Here is a 20,058-nt window from a genome sequence, read left to right as displayed (position 1 = left end):
GCTACGGCTTTAAAATTATTTAATTTTGACGATACGCCGTTTAAACCTGGCTCAGTTCCCGGGGGTCGCGGCGAGGATCAAGATATCCAGATCGTGTTCGGGATAAAAATCCTGCGCCGCCATCTGAAAGGAGGTCGGCCCGGTCTTTTTGACGTCGGTGCCGCAGAAGCTGATGTAGTTTTCCGGGCTGCCCTTGTCGACCGTCAGCTCGAAATGCTTGATCGGGCCGGACCAGTTGGCGCCTGTGGTCAGCACATAGGAGATCCAGCTCTCGGTATAGGTGCGGCCGCCCTTGTCGGCCGTGGCGGAAAGCTTGGTCGCCGTCTTCAGGAAGGCATCGTCGACGCAATACTTGCTGCGGTAGGCCTGCAGCTGCTGCTTCTGGTAGTCCTGGTCGCCGGCAAACGTAATGGCCACGGTGCCGCCGACGCTCGGCTTGTAGCTATGCTGTACGCCGATCCTGGCTTTGGCCGGAAACTTGGTGCGCCACCAATAGGTGGTATGCAGCGTCCACATCGGCGTCGGATGATGCTTCATGCCCTGGCCGTCATTGTCATATTCGTCATCAACGATCAACCCGCGAGCCGTCCAGTCTTCCAAGACATCGACGGGCAGCTTGGCGACGGCATCCATGGCCGTCTTGCTGAGCGGCAGTAACGGTACGCCGCGCGCCTTCAATTCATCCGTCATGTCGACGCCCGCGACCGTGACGCTCTGCTGAAGGGTCGGTACGATCGCCTTGCCGTCCTGCGTCACGGTGAAGCCGAGAAAGTTGTCAGCGTCGACATTTCCGGCATCGACCATGCTGTCGACATCACCCTTGATATCGGGCATCGGGAAAGCGACGAGACTTTCGACGTCCTTGTCGGATGTGTTTTCGAAGACATAGTCGACGCGCACCTGGGCCGCGGAAATGAAGAGCTTCTCCTCGTCCATGCTGATATCGCCGGTGCGGACATAGGCGAGACCGCCGGTCTTCAACTCGGCCATGGTGTCGTTCGCAAAGGCCGGAGCGGCGAACATCGCCAATAGCGCCGCATAGCCACCGATTCTTCGCATGATGCCCTCTCAACCGTTGATTTGTGCGATTATGGCCGACTGCAGCCCGGCGTCAACGGCGACATCGGCACAAAAGGCTTGCAACGCACTGCATTGCCCGGCATGGACTGCCTATGTCAGAACCGCAACGCCTCGACCAGCTTCTCGTCACCCTTTCGCTTTTCGCCAGCCGATCGCGGGCGCGCGATGCCATTCAACGCGGCACCGTGACCGTCGACGGCAAGGTTGTGACCAAACCGGGCACGCTGTTCACCGAAGAGGCGCAGATCGCGATCGACGATCCGGCCCAGGATTATGTCTCGCGGGCGGCCCTGAAGCTGGTCGCGGCACTCGATCATTTCCAGCTCGACCCGAAAGGGCAGCACTGTCTCGACGTCGGCGCGTCGACCGGCGGCTTTACCGAGGTATTGTTGCAGCGTGGCGCCGCGCATGTCACATCCATCGATGTCGGCCATGGGCAGATGCATCCACGCATATCGGCCGATCCGCGCGTGACTAGTATAGAGGGGCTGAACGCCCGCAACCTCACGGCCGAGGATATCGGCAAGCCGATCTCGTTCATCGTTTCCGATGTCTCCTTCATCTCGCTGAAGCTGGCGTTGGCGCCGGCGCTGGCATTTGCGGAGCCGGGCGCGCGCGCCGTGTTGCTGGTGAAGCCGCAGTTCGAGGCAGGGCGCGATGCGATCGGCAAGGCCGGTCTTCTGAAAGACCCCTCCTCTGCTCCCGCCGTTGCTGCCGAGCTCGAACGCTGGTTCTGCGAGGATATGGGCTGGCAGAGCCTCGGCCTCATCGCCTCGCCGATATCAGGCGGCGACGGCAACCACGAATTTCTTCTCGCAGGGATCAAGTCATGAGCACCGAAACCGTCACCATCCAGAAGCTCGGCGCCCAGGGCGACGGCATCGCGCAAGGCGCTGATGGCCCGATCTACGTGCCCTTTACGCTGCCGGGCGAAAGCGTCGCTATCGCGCGGGTGAAAAGCCAGGGCACGTTGATGTCGATCGCAGCGGCCTCGCCAGACCGGCGGGAACCGCACTGTCGGCACTTCGGTCCCGATGGCGTCAACGGCACCTGCGGCGGCTGCACGCTGCAGCACTATGCCGATGCGCCCTACCGTGCCTTCAAGCGGCAGCTCGTGATCGACGCGCTCCGTTCCAAGGGCCTGACGCCCGAGGTGGATGATATTATCGCCGCCCATCCCGGCGAGCGCCGCAAGGTCGTCTTCGCGGCGCGCAAGACCGAGAAGGGCACGCTGATCGGCTTCAACCAGGCCGAAAGCCACCACATCGTCGCAATCGAGGAATGTCCCATCGCCTCGTCCGGGATCATGTCGCAATTGCCGGCGATCACGGCGGTCGCAGCGGCACTCGCCGTCAACGCGGAAGCCTTCCGCATCTCCGTTTTGGAGATGCCTTCCGGCCTCGATCTCGCCGTCGACGACGTCAAATCCCTTTCCGACAAGCAGCGTCGGAGCGCGATCGAAACCGTGCTCACGCTTCGCGGCATCGCGCGCGTCTCGGTGAACGGCGAAATCCTGGTGGAACCGGCAAAGCCGACGATCGATTTCGGCGGCGTGCAGGTCTCGCCGCCACCCGGCGCCTTCACGCAGGCGACCAAGCAGGCCGAAGACGCCATGGCCGAGCTGGTCACGACCCATGTCGGCAAGGCCAAGCGCATCGCCGATCTCTTCGCCGGCAGCGGCACCTTCTCGCTTCGCCTGGCGCGGATCGGACGGGTGCACGCGGTGGAAGGCGAGGCCAAGCCCTTGGCCGCGCTCGATTACGCCGCCCGCAACACACAGGGGCTAAAGCCGGTCACCATCGAGCGCCGCGACCTCTTCCGCCGGCCGCTGATGACGCAGGAATTGAAGGTCTACGACGCCGTCGTCTTCGATCCGCCGCGCGCCGGGGCGGAATTCCAGTGCAAGGAACTGGCCCGCTCCCAGGTCAAGAAGATCGTCGCCGTCTCCTGCAACCCTTTAACGTTGGCACGCGATCTCGCGCTGCTGACCGAAGGGGGCTATCGCATCACCAAAGTGACGCCGATCGACCAATTCCTGTGGACCTCGCATGTCGAGGTCGTCGTGGCGCTGGAGAAGTAGTTCTCTTCGACGCGCGTTGGGGTGGCCGACCCTCGTGGTTCGAGACGGCCCTTCAGGCCTCCTCACCATGAGGGCGGGTGATGTAGTTACCGCTTCATGAACGCCTCGAATGCTGCACGGGCTTCGGCGCTTTTCAGCCGTGTCGCGAAAAGCTCGGCTTCCTCAGCGATACGACTAAGGATGGCGTCCGGTTCGCCCCATATCAGGTCACGCGCTATCCGCAGCGCCTCCGGCGGCTTGGCCGCAAGCTTGGCAGCCAACGATAGCGTTTCAGCCTCCACCGCTTCGGGTGCGGTCACCTTCCAGATCAGGCCGGCCTCCTTTGCTTCGGCGGCGGAGAAGCCTTCGCCGAGGGCGAGCAGGGCGAAGGCGCGCTGATGACCCATCAGGCGCGGCGCAATCAGGCTGGAGGCCGCTTCGGGGACGAGGGCAAGATCGACGAAAGGCGTCTTGAACAGGCTACGGTCGGAAGCCACCGTCAGATCGCAATGCAGGTGGATCGTGGCGCCTATGCCGATCGCCAAGCCGTCCACGCCCGAGACGACCGGTTTCTTCGCCGTCGCCAGTGCGGCAAGGAAATCCAGCACTTCGCGGCCCATGCTTCCGCCCATGGCGAAGGCCAGGAAATCGGCCATGTCGTTGCCGGCGGAAAAGCAGCCTTCGGTGCCGAGGAAGACGTTGACGCGGATATCCGGCGTGTCGTCCGCCGCCTTCAGCGCATCGGTCATCGCCTGGTACATGGCGCGCGTGATCGCATTCTTCTTTTCCGGACGGTTGAACCGGATAATCTGGACATGCGGCGTGGTCTCGGGACGTTCGATGATAATATGGTCGGTCATTAGATCTCCTCAGGCAAGCGCGATGCGGGCAGCTTCAAGGCTCGACGCGCCGGCGACGATACGGTCAGTGAGAGCGGCGGTCTCGGCCAGAAGATTCTCGGCAGCAAAGCGGCAAAGCGCGATGCGCTTTCCGGCCTCGCCATCCGCCGCATCGACCAACCCGCCCTTGGCCAGATAAGCTCCGGTCAGCACGAGACCGAAGAGCCGTTGATAGGGCGTCGCACCCGCCAGCGCCTCGGCGACGGCGCCTTCGGCCTGTCGCGAGAGCAGCCATTCGCTTGCCTTTTCGAGATCGGCGATGGCCGATTCCAGCCGCGGCGCCGTTTCCCCGAAGCCGTTGAGATTGGATCTGGCGACGGCATCGGCGATCCCGCGCAATTCGCCGAGGAAGGCGCGCACTTGATCGCCGTTCGCAATGGTCAGCTTGCGGGTCACGAGGTCGATCGCCTGGATGCCGTTGGTGCCTTCATAGATCGGCGCGATGCGGGCATCCCGCAGCAGGCGTGCCGCTCCCGTCTCTTCGATGAAGCCCATGCCGCCATGGACCTGGATACCAAGCGAGGCGACATCGACGCCGGCATCGGTCGAGAAGGATTTTGCAATCGGCGTCAACAGTGCGGCGCGCTCCTGCCAGTAGCGTGCCTTTTCGGGATCGCGATGCGACATATCGATCGCCTCGGCGCAGGCATAGCAGATGGCGCGCGAACCCTGCGTCAGCGCCTTCATGGTCAGCAGCATGCGGGCGACATCGGGATGTTCGATGATCGGGCTCATGCCCGTCGCCGTCGTGCCCGGCGCGCGGCCCTGCGTGCGCTCGCTGGCATAGGCGATGGCTTTCTGGGTGGCGGCTTCCGCAATCGCCACGCCCTGAATGCCGACGGCGAGGCGCGCATTGTTCATCATCGTGAACATGCAGGCGAGTCCCTTGTTCTCTTCGCCGACAAGCCAGGCGACAGCTCCTTTTTCGGCGCCATATTTGCCATCGCCATAAATTATCGTGCAGGTCGGCGAGCCGTGGATGCCGAGCTTGTGCTCCAGAGAATGGGCGAAATAATCGTTACGGACGCCAAGCGATCCGTCATCGTTTACGAGGAATTTCGGCACGAGGAAAAGCGATATGCCGCGCGTGCCCGCGGGCGCGTCCGGAAGCCGGGCGAGCACGAAATGGACGATGTTTTCCGCCGCCTCGTGATCGCCCCAGGTGATGAAGATCTTCTGGCCGAAGAGACGATAGGTGCCGTCGTCGCGGCGCTCTGCACGCGTGCGCAGCGCCCCGACATCGGAACCGGCATGCGGCTCGGTCAGGTTCATGGTGCCGGCCCACTCGCCTGATACGAGCTTCGGCAGATATGTCTTTTTCAGGTCTTCGCTGCCGTGGGCGATGAGTGCCTCGACCGCCCCCATGGTCAGCGTCGGGGCAAGACCAAACGCCATCGAAGCGGAATTCCACATTTCCAGCGTCGCGATATTCAGCATATGTGGCAGGCCCTGTCCGCCGAACTCCTCCGGCGCGGTCAACCCGTTCCAGCCGCCGGCGATCCAGTCGCGATAGAGCTTTTCCCATCCGTCCGGAAGAACCACCTTGCCGTCGACCAGCTTCGCGCCCTGCCTGTCGCCGATTTCGGCAAGCGGCTCCATCTCGTCGCCGGCGAAACGTCCAGCCTCCGCCAGGATGGCATCGAGGACGTCGGCGCTGAGATCGCCGAGGATGCCCTCTTCCATCGCCCGCTCCATGCCGGCGACATGCTTCAGCGTGAATGCGATTTCCTCGACAGGCGCCTTGTACATGATGCTTTCCTCCGCATTTGTGGTCCGATGGCCCGCCTCACCCAGGCCATCGTCGACGTGTTGTTATAGCTAGTTGATTTTTACGTAAACGTCAATTTTACAAAGGCGATGCGATGCTCATTTCCACTTGATTGCGAACTCGAACGACACATTCGCCCTGCACGCGCTGCGCGGCTGAGACATCTGCGCCCGCGCATGCGATTATTCCAACAACGGGCAGACTTGCATAAACAATCGTCATGAACGAAGACTAAGGCAACTGTTCCGACAATCCGAATGATCTGGCCATGAACACAATCACGTCTGCCATCACGATACCCGGCTTTGTCTGGGCCTATCGTCTCCATCCCGGCGCAGACAAGCCGGAGCGGTTGCCCGAAGATACCGATCGCGCCACGCTCTTTGGCGGAGACGGTTTCCTCTGGCTGCATCTCAATCTCGTGGATGCCCGCGTCCCAACCTTCCTTGCGGACGTACCTGGGTTGAACGAAGCGGCACGCACAGCGCTGACCACGCACGAGACGCATGCGATGCTTACCGTCGATGAACAGATGCTCTTCGGCACGCTGGTCGACTTCCAGCATGAGTTCGGTCAGGACACTCGTGACATCGGCTGGCTGCATTTTGCGCTGACCGACCGCATGCTCATCACCAGCCGGCTGCAGCCGCTTCGCAGTCTGGACCGGGGACGGATGCTGATCGAAAAGAATGCGGCGCGATTTTCCCGTCCGCTGGATATTTTCGAGCTGCTGGTCGTCGAATTCCAGCGCTCCATGATCTCGGTCGTCATCGAGATGAGCGAAGAGCTGAATTCTATCGAGGACTTCCTTCACGGGAACACGTCGCGCGACGAGCGCACGCGGCTTCCGCCGATCCGACGGACGATCGTACGGCTGCATCGCCATCTGCGCACAGTCCTGTCGCTGATGCGCCACGCCGCCGCCTCGGACGACGAGGAAATGCCGCTCGGCTTCGAGGATGTCGCGGGGCGCCTGACGAGCCGGCTCGAAGCGGTCGAGCATGATATCTATGCGCTCCAGGAGCGCGCCCGGTTACTGCACGAAGAAATCGACTCGAAGCTCGCCTCCGAGATCAATCGCCATCTCTATATCCTGTCGATCATGACGGCGTTCTTGTTGCCGCCGACGCTGGTGACCGGCTTCTTCGGCATGAACACATCGAACCTGCCGCTCTCCGGCGGGACAGGCGGTACGCAATATGCGATCGGCTTCATCGCCGCGTCCATGCTGCTGGCATGGTGGTTGCTCAAACGGATCAACATTCTCTGACATCTGACCATGCATGAAAAGCCGCCCGGCATGTGCCGGGCGGCTCGCATCGATGAACCTCTAAGCGTCGCTCAATAATAGGGTGAGTAGCACTGACGGCGCGGGCCCTGATTGGGCTGGAAGGTGTTGTCGTAAGCGCGATAGGAGCGATAGCGATCCGAGCACCATTCGACGTGACGCGGGTTGATGCCGCCGGCTGGAGGCGGAGCGGCGTAATAGCGCGGTTGGCTGGCAATCGCGCCGCCGATGATCGCACCGGCGCCGAAGGCGGCCAGCGGGAACCAATAGCCGTCATGGTAACGATAGCCATGGCGATAGCCCGAATAACCGCGATAGCCGCCATACCAACCCCGGCGATAGTAACCACCGTGATAGTGGCGCCATTGAACCTGCTCGATATTGGCGGGCGCGGTCTTTTCGGCGGGCGCAACCGGTGCGGCAGGCATCTGCAATGCGAAGGACGGCGTGAAGCTCGTCAGGGTAACAGCGGCCGAAATAGCGATGGTCGCAATTCTCGCACGGAAACCAAGCATTCTTATCTCCATTCCCTGGTTTGTCTTGTGCTCAGGCGTTTGGCGTTCGATATCGGGATGCTTCCCGAGCAGGGTTGAAATGCCTGCTTCGTCGCATGTCCGAACAGACGGCGAGAAACGCGGCAACACGTTATTCTGTTCCTCAAATCCCTACCAATTTAAGGAGTTATGCGAGGGCTCCACGATGAATTTATAGTGATTTCATCCTTAACCCAAGATTAACCAGCAATCCTTACTATTATTTCATGAAAGGATCCCGGCAGACTTACGCCTTGATTTGCAGCTTTCTGATGGTCCTGGCCCTCATGGGGCCGGCTACGAAGCTTTCGGCCGGTGAAAGTCGACCCTGGACGGATCCGAGAAACGCCCTCATCATCGACGCCTATGAACTGAACACCATCGACTGGAATGCGTTTCTACAGGACAAGCGGATCGCCGGCTTCATCTCCAAGGCCTCCGACGGTCTACCCGAAAGTTTCAGTTGTACAGGCGACCATGCCGGCGACACGGTCGCACACTGCAAGACGATGTGGCGCAAATACGCCGTCAGTCGCGAGCTGTATCAGACGCGCCGCATGCTGGCGAAGATGAACGGCCTGTTGTGGGGCGCCTACCATCTGGGGCGGCCCGGCAATCCCATCGACCAGGCCAATCACTTTCTCGACTATGCCGATCCGCAGCCGGACGAGCTGATGGTGCTCGATATCGACGGCATGGACTCCACGCAATTCATGTCGCTGGAGGATGCCCAGGTCTTCGTCGCCCATATCAAGGTCAGAACCGGCCGCTACCCCATCCTCTATACCAACCACAACATCGCCCGCTACATCGCCGATCATCGCGACATCTATCCGCTGCTGTCGCGGCTGCCGCTGTGGTACGCGCGCTACAAGCCGGACGTGATCGGCACCTTCCCGCTCGGCAATTGGGACAGCTATGCCATCTGGCAGTTCGCTTCATCGGACAATTGTTCCGAAAAGAGCTGCCCCTACCGCGTTCCGGGCACATTGACCGATATCGACGTCAATATTGTACCAATGACCAAGATACAGCTTGCCAAGATCTGGCCGCAAGGCGAGCTACTGCCTGCCAAACCGTTGCCTGCGCCCGACGTGATGATCGCACAGGCACCGACCTGCAACGGACCGCGGCAGACGCTTATCTCGCTGGTGATCGATCCCATCGTCACGGCCTCGACCCGTCGGTCTGAGCCGGTGGAGATCAATGAGCTGAATTATCAGGATTTCTAGAGCGACAACGGAATAGCGTTACCGCTCTATGATATTTTTTCGCGAAACTCCGGACGGAAAACCGCTGCACGCTTTTCCTAGAGTTTGCTCTAGGCTTCGACCTGGACATCCGTCTTCGGCCGCGAACAGCAGGCGAGGATATAGCCCTCCTCGATCTCGTCATCGAGGATGCCGCCATTGTGGTTCATCTCGACCTCGCCGGAAAGCTTCATGACGCGGCATGTGCCGCAGAGGCCGGATTCGCAGGCCGCACCGATGCGTACGCCCGCGCCGCGCGCGGCCTGAAGCACGGTCTGCCCCGCCGCGCAGACGACGTCCTTGCCGGCCATGGTGAAGCGGATCGTGGTTGCAGCTTCAGTCGACGCATCGTCGGTGACCTCGGCAAGCGGCGTTGCCGCATTCGCCGGCTGGAAGCTTTCCTGATGGTAGCGGGACATGTCGAAGCCATGCGCTTCCAGCATGGAGCGGACCGCATCCATGAAGACTTCCGGACCGCAGCAGAAGATCGTGCGATCCATGAAATCCGGCGCGAGCAAGCCGATCTTGGCCTTGTCGATGCGACCCTTCAGCCCCGACCAGAGCTCGGTGCGGCCGCAGCCCTCGACGATCAGGCCGAGATTGAGGTTCGGCATGAAGCGGGCGAGATATTCCAGCTCCGAACGGAAGATGATGTCGGCCGGGCTGCGCGAGCAATTGACGAAGGTGATGTCCGACAACGGCGCCGTGTCGGCCATGTAGCGGGTCATGGCCATCATCGGGGTCACGCCGGACCCGGCTGACACGAAGAGATATTTCTCGCCGGGATGGCGGATATGGCTGAAATCGCCGAGGGGACCGAAAGCCTTGATGCGCATGCCGGGCTTGAGGTTCTCGAACATCCAGCGCGTGCCGATGCTGTCCTTCTGCGCCTTGACGGTCACGGCGACCGAAAAGGGCCGCGACGGTGTCGACGACAGCGTATAGGTGCGCATGACCGGCTCGGGCGCCGTCGGCAGCTCCAGCGTCACGAACTGGCCCGGCAGGTAACGGAACCAGTTGTCCTTGTCGGACCCGAATGTGAAGGTCATCACATCGGGCGCTTCCGGCGTGACCGAGAGGCATTCGAGCAGATGCTGCCTGTCGCTCCAGGGCTGCATCTGGTCGAGATGTCGATGACGGAGGGAGACGGTCATGTTCATGCTCAGGCAACCGCCGACAGCTTGGCCTGATCGCCCTGCAGCCGGTTGATCATGAAATTCGAGTACCACTCGACGAACTGCATGACGCCGCCTTCATGGATTTCCGAATAGGGACCGGGCTCGTAAGCAGGCGAGCGGATGCCGAAGGCATTTTCCTCGACGATGCGGCGGTCCTGATCGTTGGTCTCAGTCCAGACGTGAGTAAGCTCTTCGAGATCATAATCGACGCCTTCGACCGCATCCTTGTGCACCAGCCATTTGGTGGTGACGGCGGTTTCCTCGGCGTTGAGCGGAAGGACGCGGAAGGAAATCGCGTGATCGCCGAGCATGTGGTTCCAGGTCGTCGGGTAATGGAACAGCAGCATCGTACCGATGTTGTTGATCGTCACATCGGGCGAGAGCGGCCGCTTGACGGCATTCTGGCCGGACATGGTGTAGCTTTCGGCCCCTTCGATCAGCGGCATGCGTGCGGTGCGGAACTGTCCGTCCGGCGAGATCTTGAATTCGCTCGGCAGGCCGGCAGCTTCACAGCGCTTCCAATGAGCTGTGATCACGGGATCGCTCATTGCCCCCTGCACGCCGCTCACCGTCGGCGCTTCCGAAAAAGTGCGGCAGAGTTCGGGATGGTTGGCAGCGCAATGATAGCACTCGCGGTTGTTTTCCCAGACGAGCTTCCAGTTGCCCTTCTCGATGATGGTGCTCTGGAAGGCGACCTTGGCCTCGCTGAGGCGATGAGGGGCTATGTAGGGCTCGATCGTGGCGCGAACCGGCGCGAAGTCCGGCGCATTCTGCGCAAGGCAGATGAAGATATAGCCGCCGACGCTTTCGCAGTGAACCGATTTCAGCGAGTACTGGCTCTTGTCGAAATCCTCGGCCATCTGGCGGGCGAAGAGCAGCGAGCCGTCCAGCTCGTAGGTCCACTGGTGATAGGGGCAGACGAGCTTTGCCGACGAGCCGCGCTCGGTCGTGCAGACCCGCGAGCCGCGATGACGACAGCTATTGTGGAAGGCACGGATGACCTGATCGCGACCGCGAACGATGACGACGGGATAATCGCCGATCTGGACGGTGAAATAATTACCCGCGCGAGGCACTTCGCAATCATGGCCGATGAACAGCCAATCCCGATAATAGATCATCTCCATATCGAGCTTGAAGTAATCCGGGTCAGTATAGAAGGGCTGCTCCAGGCTGAAACCCTCACGGCGATTCTTCAATTGCCGCAGAACATTGCTGCTGATATCCATTTGCCTATCCTTGCGCAGTACCAAGAAACGGGCGAAGGACATGCACGGCCGGTGGGAACGGCCCAAAGCAATGTCCCGACCGCCCGCCGCGGTCAGTAAACCATATGTGCCCAAGGCTGGTTTCCGGGCTCTGGAGCGGCCCTGTCGCCAGGACCCCATGGCACCTTCCCAGGTCGACCCGACCCAGTGGCTTTATCCGCCATGCCTTACTCCACCACCGTTGCGGGGGCAGCGCCGGATTTTGACCGGCTTCCCAATTCTCCGCCTCCCTAGCAGACGGCACCTTGAGATTGATGACATCATAGCTCTCGGCCCCTTCAGCCGCTGCGCTACAATGCGACATCGGCTTCGAAATTGGCGACAGACGAAACGAGACGCCCGGACGGTTGCGCATAGCGGCAATATAGGAAGACAATTCAATCTCTTATGCATCGCCGTGGGATGCAGGAATAGTGATCCTCCCACCTCTCGCGAGCGACGCTTTATTCTGAATGCGACAGGTCCGCCGATGGCAGGCGATCAAAGGCGCGCGTGCGCCTGCGAAAGCGCCTGCAGCGCCGCCACCGCACGGCCGGCATCAACGGCCGGAACGAAGATATGATCGTGATAGTAGGCGGCGACGACATTGGCGCTGATGCCCTCATTTCCCAAGGCCGTGGCAAAGGCTGCGGTCAGGCCGACCGCCTCCAGCGAGGAATGGATATCGAGCGTGATCATCCGCATGGCGGGGGCCGTCGGAAGCCCTGCCTGCCGCGCTGCTTCCAGAGGAAGGATCAACGTCACTCCCTCCCTTTCCCGAAAGAGCCCGATCGGCTCCAGGTGAATATGATCGGCGAGCGCCGAAGCCGGCACGCTGCAATAGACGAACTCGCCCTCGGCAAGATTCGGCTTCATGTCCGCCAGCAGCAGCTTGAGATCGGTAATGCCGGGCATGATTCTGATCCTTTTCAACGATCCGCCAGCAAGAGCGCGCGCTTCAGCCCGGCTCAAGCTAGACGATCTATCATTCGGCATCCAGACCTCGATGGCGAGCCGGCATGGCAAAACTCAGATATTTCGATGCCAAGAAACCCGCCAACCCGGAGCCGGTACCGCCGGCGGCGGGGTATACGGAATTTCTCCGCACCGGCCGCATCAATCGCGACAAGACGCATTGGCTCGCCGAGGAGCGACGTTACCTCACGTTCGAGGAAGTGGCCGAACGCACGGCGAGCAAGCTGCGGAACGCCGGCGAGACAACCCATGGCCGTCTCAACAGCTTTCACCAGTCGATCCGCTTTCCGAAATTGATCTTCCATCACACCCTGCGGGATACGCCGCATCTCGGCTATTGCCACGTCACCGCGGCGCGAACGCAATTCGCGAAATATGAGGAGGTAAGCTGGGCCTTCTACATCGCCAATTTCTTTGCCCGCCTCGGCCAGAACGACAATTTCTTCGAAGACATCAGCCTGAAATATTCGCGAATGTATTTCGCCGTCGCCGTCCATCCGGACAAGGAAGCGTCGGAAAAGAAGCTGACGATCAATCGCGACATCCGGGGCAACGGAGTGCTCTTCCACACCCATGATCCGCAGACCGCCATCCGCAACGTCCTGCTGCTCGGCGCCCGCAACGAGCAGCTTCGCGACATCATTCGCCAGCTTTGATCATTGATCCGAAAACTTGAAAAGCATAAGAACGGCCTGAACTGCAAACGGGCAGGCCATGGCGCGACACATAGACATCCTTGAACATCCGCAAACGGCGATAGAGGTCGCCTCGGCAACGCTTGCCGAGGGGTTGCCGATCGGATTGCCGACGGAGACCGTCTATGGGCTTGCCGCCGATGCCACCAATCCGGCCGCCATCACCCGTATCTACGAAACCAAGGGCCGGCCGCGCTTCAATCCGCTGATCTGCCATATGAGCGATCTGGCCATGGCTGAACGCTACGCGATCTTCGATCCCATCTCCCGCAAGCTGGCGGAAGCCTTCTGGCCCGGTCCGCTGACGCTGGTGCTGCCGCTACGGCCTGAAAGCGGCATCCATCCGCTGGCGACCGCCGGTCTCGACACGGTCGGCATCCGCGTGCCGCAGGGCTTTGCCGGCGAGTTGATCCGCGCCTTCGGAAAGCCTCTGGCCGCCCCAAGCGCCAATACGTCGGGCAAGATCAGCGCCACCAGCGCCGATCATGTCGACGACGACCTCGGAGAGCGGATCACGCTGATCCTCGATGCCGGCGCTTCGGTGGTGGGCGTCGAATCGACCATCGTCAAGGTCGAGGACGGCGAGCTGCGGCTGCTGCGGCCGGGCGGATTGGCGGCGCGCGAGATCGAACGGATCGCGGGCAAGGCCGTGAAGCGCAAGAGAGGTGCGGCACCTGCCATCGAAGCACCCGGCATGCTTGCTTCGCATTATGCGCCGGGCGCAGCCGTGCGGCTCGATGCGACCGATGTTTCGCCGGACGAAGCTCTGATCCGCTTCGGGACACCCGCGATTGCCGGCATCGAAAATGCCGTTGCCGTGCTGGATCTCAGCCCTAGCGGCGATCTTTCGGAAGCCGCCGCCAACCTCTTCGATTTCATGAAGCGCGCCGATGCGACGGGTGCCGTGACGATCGCCTTTTCCCACATTCCGGACGATGGCCTCGGCGAGGCCATCAACGACCGGCTGCGCCGCGCGGCCGCGCCCCGAGCATGATCCCCAAAAGTGCGAAGCGGTTTTGGGGATCATGCAAAAGCGAATAGCTGGAACTTGATGACAATTCGAAGAAGATCAGCAAGTTCCAGAGACTAAATCGGCCCGAACCCTATCGGCAAAGGACACACCATGAGCAGCTTCGCCCCCTCCTCCGCCCTTCTCGACCGCTTCGCCGCCATCGTGGGCGAAAAGCATGCGACGCGTGACCCCGTGGAGATCGCACCGCATCTGGTGGAAAACCGCGGCCTCTACCACGGCGCATCGCCGATGCTGCTGAAGCCCGGCTCCGTGGAAGAAGTGTCAGCGATCCTCAAGCTCGCCAGCGAGACCGGCACGGCCATCGTGCCGCAGACCGGCAATACCGGCCTCGTCGGCGGCCAGACGCCGCGCGAGGGTGGCTCCGACATCATCCTGTCGCTGGAGCGGATGAACCGCATCCGCGATATCGATCCGGTCGGCAATACGATGATCGTCGATGGCGGCTGCATCCTGGCGGACGTGCATAAGGCAGCGGCCGAACATGGCCGCATGTTTCCGCTGTCGCTCGGCTCGGAAGGTTCCTGCCGCATCGCCGGCAACCTCTCCACCAATGCCGGCGGCACGGCCGTTCTCGCCTATGGCAATATGCGCCAACTCTGCCTCGGCCTCGAAGTTGTGTTGCCCACTGGCGAGATCTGGAACGGGCTGCGCCGCCTGAAGAAGGACAATACCGGCTACGATCTGCGCGATCTGTTCATCGGCGCCGAAGGCACGCTGGGCGTCATCACCGGCGCAGTGCTGAAGCTCTTCCCGCAGCCGCTCGGCCATCAGGTCGCCTTTGCCGGCCTGCAATCGGTGGATGAGGCGCTGACCCTGTTCAAGAACGCTTCGAGCCTCTGCGGCACGGCGCTGACCGGTTTCGAACTGATGCCTCGCATCGGCATCGAATTCACCGCCCGCCACATCCCCGGAGTCCGCGATCCGCTGGAGACAGCGTATCCCTGGTACGTGCTGATCGATATCTCCACCTCGGACTCAGCCGAAACCGCAGAGCGGATGATGACGACGCTGCTGGAGCAAGGCTACGAGGCCGGCCTGATCCAGGATGCAACGATCGCCAGCTCCGAAGCACAGCAGAAGGCCATCTGGCACATGCGGGAAAGCATGTCGGATGCACAGAAGCCGGAGGGCGGCTCGATCAAGCATGACGTTTCCGTGCCGGTGGCGCAGGTTCCGCAATTCATGGCCGAGGCGGAAAAGGCGGTTATCGCGGCCCTGCCCGGCGCTCGCATCTGCGCCTTCGGCCATATGGGCGACGGCAATATTCACTACAACATCTCGCAGCCCGTGGGCGCCGATAAGGAAGAATTCATCGGCCGCTGGCACGAGATGAACAAGATCGTGCACGGGCTGGTGCTGCAGCATGGCGGCTCTATCTCCGCCGAGCATGGTATCGGCCAGCTGAAACGCGACGAACTGGCTTCGATCCGCTCGGATATCGAGATGGACCTGATGCGCCGGATCAAGATGGCATTCGACCCGGCTGGGATCATGAATCCGGGGAAGGTCCTCAGGCCCTGAGATTTTAGACTGTCACAACGACCCGCTCGGAAGCGAAACAGCCGATTTGGCACGAAATGACCGTGCCGTCGGCATCGACGTCTTCGCCGGCATAGGCAAGAACCGGTTTCAGACGCGATTGCTGTAGAAGGCGCGCCTCGGCCTCGGTCGGCATACGCGCCGTGATGTCGGTGGAGCGGCGCCAATAGTCCGTCACACCGTAATCCTTCAGCGCCACTGTAAACGAGCCCGTTGCGGCGAACTTTTCCGTCAGGCCGGGAAAGCGCATCGCGGAGCAACTTCGCATGACAACCGAGACGGGAAGTTCGTCGGCATAAGCAACCACGCGCATTTCCAGCACCATTTCGCCCGGCTGCAGATTGAGCCTCGTCGCGATATTGGCATTGGCTGGAATTTCGCTGGTCGAAAGAACTTTGCGGGTGAGGTTTGCCTCCGTCGTGGTCAGATCCTTGCTGAACCTCACCTTGTCACCCAGTTTGAAGCGGACGGGCATATCGGCGCGGACATAAGCGCCGCTTCCGCGCGCCACGCGCAACAGCCCCTCCCCCTCCAACTCGGCGATCGCGCGCCGCATCGTCACCCGCGATACACCGAATTGTTCCGACAAAGCGCGCTCGCTCGGCAGGCGGCTACCCGGAGCGTGCCTGCCTCTGTCGATGGCGGCTCGCAGCTCGGTCGCCACGGCCACCCAACCACCAAGGGTTTTTACGCCGTCACCCTGCCGATTTTTCTCATCCATCACAATTCCGTCGCCTTGAAATTGGTATACACCAATTTATAGAGATCTGGATCGTTTATGAAAGGGTTCGGCATGAGCGGCAAGCGCATATATGTAACCTCAGTCAGCAGCAGCAATGTGCACGGGTTCAGCAAGCAGAACCGGACTCACATCCAGCTGCTGACGGGCCTCGGCGTGGAAGGCGACGCGCATATGGGGGTCACGGTGAAGCATCGCTCGCGCGTCGCAGTCGATCCGACGCAGCCCAATCTGCGCCAGGTGCATCTCATCCACGAAGAGCTGTTCGACGAACTTACCGAAAAGGGATTTTCCGTCGCTCCGGGCGACATGGGCGAGAACATTGCGACGAGAGGCATCGACCTGCTTTCGCTGCCGCAGGGAACGCGTCTGCATATAGGCGAAGAAGCGATCGTCGAGGTGACGGGCTTGCGAAACCCCTGCAAGCAGATAGACGATTTCCAGAGAGGCCTGCTGCATGCCGTGCTCGATCGCGATGCCGAGGGCGGCCCGGTCCGCAAGGCTGGCATCATGGGCATCGTATCGCAGGGTGGCCGGGTGCAGTGTGACGATACCATCCGGGTCGAGCTGCCGCCCTCGCCGCACATCAAGCTCGAGCGCGTCTGACAAAACAAAAGCGGCCTTCCATTCGAAAGGCCGCTTCCCAGTTAAGTTTGGATTACACCTGGCTGGGTGCCTTCCGGATCAATCGAAATCTTCCTGGCTCGCATTATTCGTCGGCACTCCCTGCCCCCCACCATTGCGGTTGCCCGAGATGATCTCGCGCTTGCCCACATGGTTGGCGGGACCGACGAGGCCGTCCTTCTCCATGCGTTCGACGAGCGAGGCCGCGCGGTTATAGCCGATGCCGAGGCGCCGCTGGATGTAGGAGGTCGAGCACTTCTTGTCGCGCATGACGACCTTGATCGCCTGTTCGTAGAGGTCGTCGCCATCTTCGGAGGCGATGGCGCCCTTGTCGAAGACTGCGGTATCCTCTTCGTCGTCTTCCTCGTCCTCGTCGGCGGTGACCGTGTCGAGATATTCCGGGCGGCCCTGCAGCTTCAGGTGGGCTACGACCTTTTCGACTTCCTCGTCCGAGACGAAGGGGCCGTGGACGCGGGAGATGCGCCCACCGCCGGCCATATGCAGCATGTCGCCCTGGCCGAGCAGCTGTTCGGCGCCCTGCTCGCCGAGGATGGTGCGGCTGTCGATCTTCGACGTCACCTGGAAGGAGATACGCGTCGGGAAGTTTGCCTTGATCGTGCCGGTAATGACGTCGACCGACGGACGCTGCGTCGCCATGATCAGGTGGATGCCGGCGGCACGCGCCATCTGCGCCAGACGCTGGATCGCGCCTTCGATTTCCTTGCCGGCGACCATCATCAGGTCGGCCATTTCGTCGACGATGACGACGATATAGGGCATCGGCGTCAGGTCCATCTCCTGGCTTTCCTCGATCGGGGCGCCCGTGCCCTTGTCGAAGCCGGTCTGGACCATGACGTGGATCGTCTCGCCCTTTTCCTTGGCGGTGGCGACGCGGCTGTTGTAGCCGTCGATATTGCGCACGCCGAGACGCGACATCTTCCTGTAGCGATCCTCCATCTCGCGCACCGCCCATTTCAGCGCCATCACGGCCTTCTTGGGATCGGTGACGACGGGGGTCAGGAGGTGCGGGATGCCGTCGTAAACCGACAGTTCCAGCATCTTCGGATCGACCATGATCAGGCGGCACTGTTCCGGCGACATGCGATAGAGCAGCGACAGGATCATCGTATTGATGGCGACCGACTTGCCCGAGCCGGTGGTGCCGGCGACGAGCAGATGCGGCATCTTCGCCAGTTCAGCGATGACGGGTTCGCCGCCGATCGTCTTGCCGAGGCCGAGCGCCAGCTTGTAGCCGCTCTTTTCGAAATCCGGGGATTCGATCATCTCGCGGAAATAGACGGTCTCGCGGGTGACGTTCGGCAGTTCGATGCCGATGACGTTGCGGCCGGGGACCACAGCGACGCGGGCTGATAATGCGGACATTGAGCGGGCGATGTCATCGGCAAGATTGATGACGCGCGAGGATTTGACGCCGGGTGCCGGCTCGAATTCATAGAGCGTGACGACGGGGCCGGGGCGAACGTGGATGATCTCGCCCTTGACGCCAAAGTCTTCCAGCACGCTTTCCAGCAGGCCGGCATTCTGCTCCAGCGTTTCCTGGGTCATGATCACGCCGGAACGAACCGCAGGCTCCTGCAGCAGCTCGCGCGGCGGAAACTCATATTCTCCCTCGCCGCTCTGGGCGATCGGGCGCCACTCGGGCGGCGTCAGCGATGCGGGTCGACGTGGCGTAATCCGCGACGGTGGCGCATCGATCAGCCGCTGGGCAGCGGCTTCGACGGCGGGAACGGTCGGTGTTGCCTTGGCAACCGGCCCGGCAGGTGCAGGTGCTGCGACCTTGGCCGGCATAGGTGCCACGACCATTACCGGGGCCGGACGAGATTCGGCAACCGGAGCGGCCTCAGCGCCGTAGACGGCCGTTACGAAAGCGGGCGGTACAAATACCTCCGGCTGGGCTACGACTTGCGGCTCGACAACGGCAGGTGCGGCAATCTCTGATGCCTCTTCTACGACCGGCGCCAGAACGGCAGCTTCCCAAGCCGCCAGTTCGTCCATGGCCGGCGTGCTGACTGTTGCCGTCGAGAGGCTGGGAACGGCTTCGGCCAACACAGCAGCTTCAACGGCAGAAGCCGCTTCGACAGTCCGCTGAATCTCCGCAACCGCAGCCGGTCGGCGGCATTCCACGATGCGGAACTTCGCGACGATCGATTCGGCTTCAACCTTAAGCTCGGAAATCATCACCGGCTGGGTCGGCGCGCCCCTGATGGCGGACACGAATTCGCCGTCGAAGGGCATCGCGTCCCAGAAAGCGAAATCGGAGAGATGAGCGAGCCGCGACTCGACCACAGGCGCGGCAACGGATTCGGAAACATTCAACGATACTGGGGAAGCGTCCAGCGCGGTCGCCGGAGCCTTCGAAAATGCGGTAGCGATAACGGTCATCTCCAATGCGTCCGGCTCGGTTGCCGGAGATTTCTGAATTACTGATGGCATGTAGCTCTCCACCGCAAAAGGCATGTCCTCAAGCAGCGGCAGATGGAACTCGGCGGGCTGCGCCGGCTGTGGCGCAGCGAGGGTGGCCGGCACCTCGATGACGGGCGGTTCCATGACCCGCATCGCGGCATGAGTGGAGACCGGCGGCGTGATTTCGGCCGGCAGCTCGGCGGGCGGGCGACGGCTGATAATCTCGTTTTCCCGCGTGCGGGTGAACCGAACGTTCGGACCCATCAGAAAAGCGTTCTGCCAGCCGGGCGAGGCAAGATCCTCCGCCGAAATTCCATGCGGCAGGACGGTCATCACCGGATCCTTCTCCGCGGGCTTCGCCTGCAAAGCCTCGACGACCGGTTTCGGTACGGCGGCCGTCCGCTGCCTTGCCTCTTCGGCACGCCGCAATTCCTCGGCGCGGCGATGCTCCTCGGCCTTGCGCTTGGCTTCGCGGGCGTTGCGAATCTTCTCTTCCAGGAATGCACGGCGGGCAGCAATCTGCTCGATCCGACGCGCCTCCTCGGCGGCCTGTTCCGGGTCGAGTTCGCCCTCCGGCTGGACGCCTTGTGACGCATTCGAAAGTGTCGTTCGGGAAAGACGCATGAGACCTGCAACCCAGTCATTGATATTGCCGATGGCTTCTCAAATCGAATAGGGCAAGGATGGTTAATAAGTTCCTTCTGACCGCTGCTGAAAGCACGTATTC

Annotated in this window: 17 protein-coding genes and 1 riboswitch; of the genes, 8 read left to right on the top strand and 9 right to left on the bottom strand. The window is 61.6% G+C overall.

The genetic code is table 11. From position 1 onward, the window contains the following. Positions 1 to 51: 51 nt before the first annotated feature. The gene (locus AB8B29_RS02220; protein ID WP_052224182.1) at positions 52 to 1,059 is read right to left on the bottom strand and encodes a DUF4424 domain-containing protein; all 1,008 of its coding nucleotides are present in this window, start codon (positions 1,057 to 1,059) and stop codon (positions 52 to 54) included. 113 nt (positions 1,060 to 1,172) lie between these two features. On the opposite strand from AB8B29_RS02220, the gene AB8B29_RS02215 reads away from it, so the two are divergent. Next, complete coding sequence (locus tag AB8B29_RS02215; RefSeq protein WP_113118784.1) at positions 1,173 to 1,913, top strand: TlyA family RNA methyltransferase; 741 nt, start codon at positions 1,173 to 1,175, stop codon at positions 1,911 to 1,913. Further along, entirely contained in the window at positions 1,910 to 3,160 is a 1,251-nt protein-coding gene (locus tag AB8B29_RS02210; protein ID WP_113118785.1) for a class I SAM-dependent RNA methyltransferase, read from the top strand. Before AB8B29_RS02215 ends, AB8B29_RS02210 begins: the two co-directional genes overlap by 4 nt. Before the next feature lie 86 nt (positions 3,161 to 3,246). On the opposite strand, the gene AB8B29_RS02205 is transcribed toward AB8B29_RS02210, so the two are convergent. Both AB8B29_RS02205 and AB8B29_RS02200 read right to left on the bottom strand, forming a co-directional pair. Continuing rightward, the gene (locus AB8B29_RS02205; RefSeq protein WP_439006108.1) at positions 3,247 to 3,999 is read right to left on the bottom strand and encodes a crotonase/enoyl-CoA hydratase family protein; all 753 of its coding nucleotides are present in this window, start codon (positions 3,997 to 3,999) and stop codon (positions 3,247 to 3,249) included. A 9-nt stretch (positions 4,000 to 4,008) separates the two neighbouring features. Beyond that, positions 4,009 to 5,787 (bottom strand): acyl-CoA dehydrogenase, encoded by a 1,779-nt coding sequence (locus AB8B29_RS02200; RefSeq protein ID WP_113118787.1) that lies wholly within the window; start codon positions 5,785 to 5,787, stop codon positions 4,009 to 4,011. A 287-nt stretch (positions 5,788 to 6,074) separates the two neighbouring features. Here AB8B29_RS02200 and AB8B29_RS02195 point away from each other — a divergent pair, with 287 nt between their 5' ends. Beyond that, positions 6,075 to 7,076 carry a transporter gene (locus AB8B29_RS02195; protein ID WP_037198558.1) on the top strand — a complete coding sequence of 334 codons (1,002 nt, stop codon included), beginning with the start codon at positions 6,075 to 6,077 and terminating at the stop codon, positions 7,074 to 7,076. A 71-nt stretch (positions 7,077 to 7,147) separates the two neighbouring features. Here AB8B29_RS02195 and AB8B29_RS02190 read toward each other — a convergent pair whose 3' ends face one another. Further along, a complete protein-coding gene (locus tag AB8B29_RS02190) occupies positions 7,148 to 7,609 on the bottom strand; it encodes a BA14K family protein (protein WP_037198556.1) in 462 nt (153 codons plus the stop codon). A gap of 290 nt (positions 7,610 to 7,899) precedes the next feature. Here AB8B29_RS02190 and AB8B29_RS02185 point away from each other — a divergent pair, with 290 nt between their 5' ends. After that, positions 7,900 to 8,859 carry a glycoside hydrolase family 25 protein gene (locus tag AB8B29_RS02185; protein WP_245297425.1) on the top strand — a complete coding sequence of 320 codons (960 nt, stop codon included), beginning with the start codon at positions 7,900 to 7,902 and terminating at the stop codon, positions 8,857 to 8,859. Positions 8,860 to 8,948: 89 nt separating this feature from the next. On the opposite strand, the gene AB8B29_RS02180 is transcribed toward AB8B29_RS02185, so the two are convergent. From AB8B29_RS02180 to AB8B29_RS02170, 3 genes are all read right to left on the bottom strand, one after another. Further along, positions 8,949 to 10,037, bottom strand: coding sequence for a hybrid-cluster NAD(P)-dependent oxidoreductase (locus AB8B29_RS02180; protein WP_037198554.1), 1,089 nt, complete (start codon positions 10,035 to 10,037; stop codon positions 8,949 to 8,951). Positions 10,038 to 10,039: 2 nt separating this feature from the next. Then, on the bottom strand, positions 10,040 to 11,284 hold the full coding sequence (locus AB8B29_RS02175; RefSeq protein WP_037198552.1) for an aromatic ring-hydroxylating oxygenase subunit alpha: 1,245 nt from the start codon (positions 11,282 to 11,284) through the stop codon (positions 10,040 to 10,042). A 97-nt stretch (positions 11,285 to 11,381) separates the two neighbouring features. Next, positions 11,382 to 11,586, bottom strand: a riboswitch (cobalamin riboswitch). 217 nt (positions 11,587 to 11,803) lie between these two features. Next, entirely contained in the window at positions 11,804 to 12,217 is a 414-nt protein-coding gene (locus AB8B29_RS02170) for an ACT domain-containing protein (RefSeq protein ID WP_037198550.1), read from the bottom strand. A 104-nt stretch (positions 12,218 to 12,321) separates the two neighbouring features. Between AB8B29_RS02170 and AB8B29_RS02165 the strand changes: the two genes are divergently transcribed. From AB8B29_RS02165 to AB8B29_RS02155, 3 genes are all read left to right on the top strand, one after another. Then, entirely contained in the window at positions 12,322 to 12,933 is a 612-nt protein-coding gene (locus tag AB8B29_RS02165; RefSeq protein ID WP_037198549.1) for a DUF6656 family protein, read from the top strand. Between the two features lie 58 nt (positions 12,934 to 12,991). Further along, the gene (locus AB8B29_RS02160; protein WP_037198548.1) at positions 12,992 to 13,966 is read left to right on the top strand and encodes an L-threonylcarbamoyladenylate synthase; all 975 of its coding nucleotides are present in this window, start codon (positions 12,992 to 12,994) and stop codon (positions 13,964 to 13,966) included. 129 nt (positions 13,967 to 14,095) lie between these two features. Beyond that, a complete protein-coding gene (locus AB8B29_RS02155) occupies positions 14,096 to 15,526 on the top strand; it encodes an FAD-binding oxidoreductase (RefSeq protein ID WP_113118788.1) in 1,431 nt (476 codons plus the stop codon). 4 nt (positions 15,527 to 15,530) lie between these two features. Here AB8B29_RS02155 and phnF read toward each other — a convergent pair whose 3' ends face one another. After that, positions 15,531 to 16,265, bottom strand: coding sequence for a phosphonate metabolism transcriptional regulator PhnF (phnF, locus tag AB8B29_RS02150; protein WP_113118789.1), 735 nt, complete (start codon positions 16,263 to 16,265; stop codon positions 15,531 to 15,533). Between the two features lie 72 nt (positions 16,266 to 16,337). On the opposite strand from phnF, the gene AB8B29_RS02145 reads away from it, so the two are divergent. Further along, entirely contained in the window at positions 16,338 to 16,889 is a 552-nt protein-coding gene (locus AB8B29_RS02145; protein ID WP_113118790.1) for an MOSC domain-containing protein, read from the top strand. Between the two features lie 78 nt (positions 16,890 to 16,967). Here AB8B29_RS02145 and AB8B29_RS02140 read toward each other — a convergent pair whose 3' ends face one another. Continuing rightward, on the bottom strand, positions 16,968 to 19,955 hold the full coding sequence (locus AB8B29_RS02140; RefSeq protein ID WP_113118791.1) for a DNA translocase FtsK: 2,988 nt from the start codon (positions 19,953 to 19,955) through the stop codon (positions 16,968 to 16,970). Between the last annotated feature and the right edge of the window lie 103 nt (positions 19,956 to 20,058).

Origin of the sequence: Rhizobium sp. 11_C7_N12_5, assembly GCF_051811145.1 — a bacterium.
Classification (GTDB): Bacteria; Pseudomonadota; Alphaproteobacteria; order Rhizobiales; family Rhizobiaceae; genus Rhizobium; species Rhizobium lusitanum.
Note: the sequence above shows the minus strand (reverse complement) of the source record. Positions and strands in the feature narration are given on the sequence as shown.

Excerpts from the sequence above, each read along its gene's own strand:
- AB8B29_RS02220 (WP_052224182.1), bottom strand. The coding sequence starts at position 1,059 with ATGCGAAGAATCGGTGGCTATGCGGCGCTATTGGCGATGTTCGCCGCT.
- AB8B29_RS02215 (WP_113118784.1), top strand. The coding sequence starts at position 1,173 with ATGTCAGAACCGCAACGCCTCGACCAGCTTCTCGTCACCCTTTCGCTT.
- AB8B29_RS02210 (WP_113118785.1), top strand. The coding sequence starts at position 1,910 with ATGAGCACCGAAACCGTCACCATCCAGAAGCTCGGCGCCCAGGGCGAC.
- AB8B29_RS02205 (WP_439006108.1), bottom strand. The coding sequence starts at position 3,999 with ATGACCGACCATATTATCATCGAACGTCCCGAGACCACGCCGCATGTC.
- AB8B29_RS02200 (WP_113118787.1), bottom strand. The coding sequence starts at position 5,787 with ATGTACAAGGCGCCTGTCGAGGAAATCGCATTCACGCTGAAGCATGTC.
- AB8B29_RS02195 (WP_037198558.1), top strand. The coding sequence starts at position 6,075 with ATGAACACAATCACGTCTGCCATCACGATACCCGGCTTTGTCTGGGCC.
- AB8B29_RS02190 (WP_037198556.1), bottom strand. The coding sequence starts at position 7,609 with ATGCTTGGTTTCCGTGCGAGAATTGCGACCATCGCTATTTCGGCCGCT.
- AB8B29_RS02185 (WP_245297425.1), top strand. The coding sequence starts at position 7,900 with ATGGTCCTGGCCCTCATGGGGCCGGCTACGAAGCTTTCGGCCGGTGAA.
- AB8B29_RS02180 (WP_037198554.1), bottom strand. The coding sequence starts at position 10,037 with ATGAACATGACCGTCTCCCTCCGTCATCGACATCTCGACCAGATGCAG.
- AB8B29_RS02175 (WP_037198552.1), bottom strand. The coding sequence starts at position 11,284 with ATGGATATCAGCAGCAATGTTCTGCGGCAATTGAAGAATCGCCGTGAG.
- AB8B29_RS02170 (WP_037198550.1), bottom strand. The coding sequence starts at position 12,217 with ATGCCCGGCATTACCGATCTCAAGCTGCTGCTGGCGGACATGAAGCCG.
- AB8B29_RS02165 (WP_037198549.1), top strand. The coding sequence starts at position 12,322 with ATGGCAAAACTCAGATATTTCGATGCCAAGAAACCCGCCAACCCGGAG.
- AB8B29_RS02160 (WP_037198548.1), top strand. The coding sequence starts at position 12,992 with ATGGCGCGACACATAGACATCCTTGAACATCCGCAAACGGCGATAGAG.
- AB8B29_RS02155 (WP_113118788.1), top strand. The coding sequence starts at position 14,096 with ATGAGCAGCTTCGCCCCCTCCTCCGCCCTTCTCGACCGCTTCGCCGCC.
- phnF (WP_113118789.1), bottom strand. The coding sequence starts at position 16,265 with ATGGATGAGAAAAATCGGCAGGGTGACGGCGTAAAAACCCTTGGTGGT.
- AB8B29_RS02145 (WP_113118790.1), top strand. The coding sequence starts at position 16,338 with ATGAGCGGCAAGCGCATATATGTAACCTCAGTCAGCAGCAGCAATGTG.
- AB8B29_RS02140 (WP_113118791.1), bottom strand. The coding sequence starts at position 19,955 with ATGCGTCTTTCCCGAACGACACTTTCGAATGCGTCACAAGGCGTCCAG.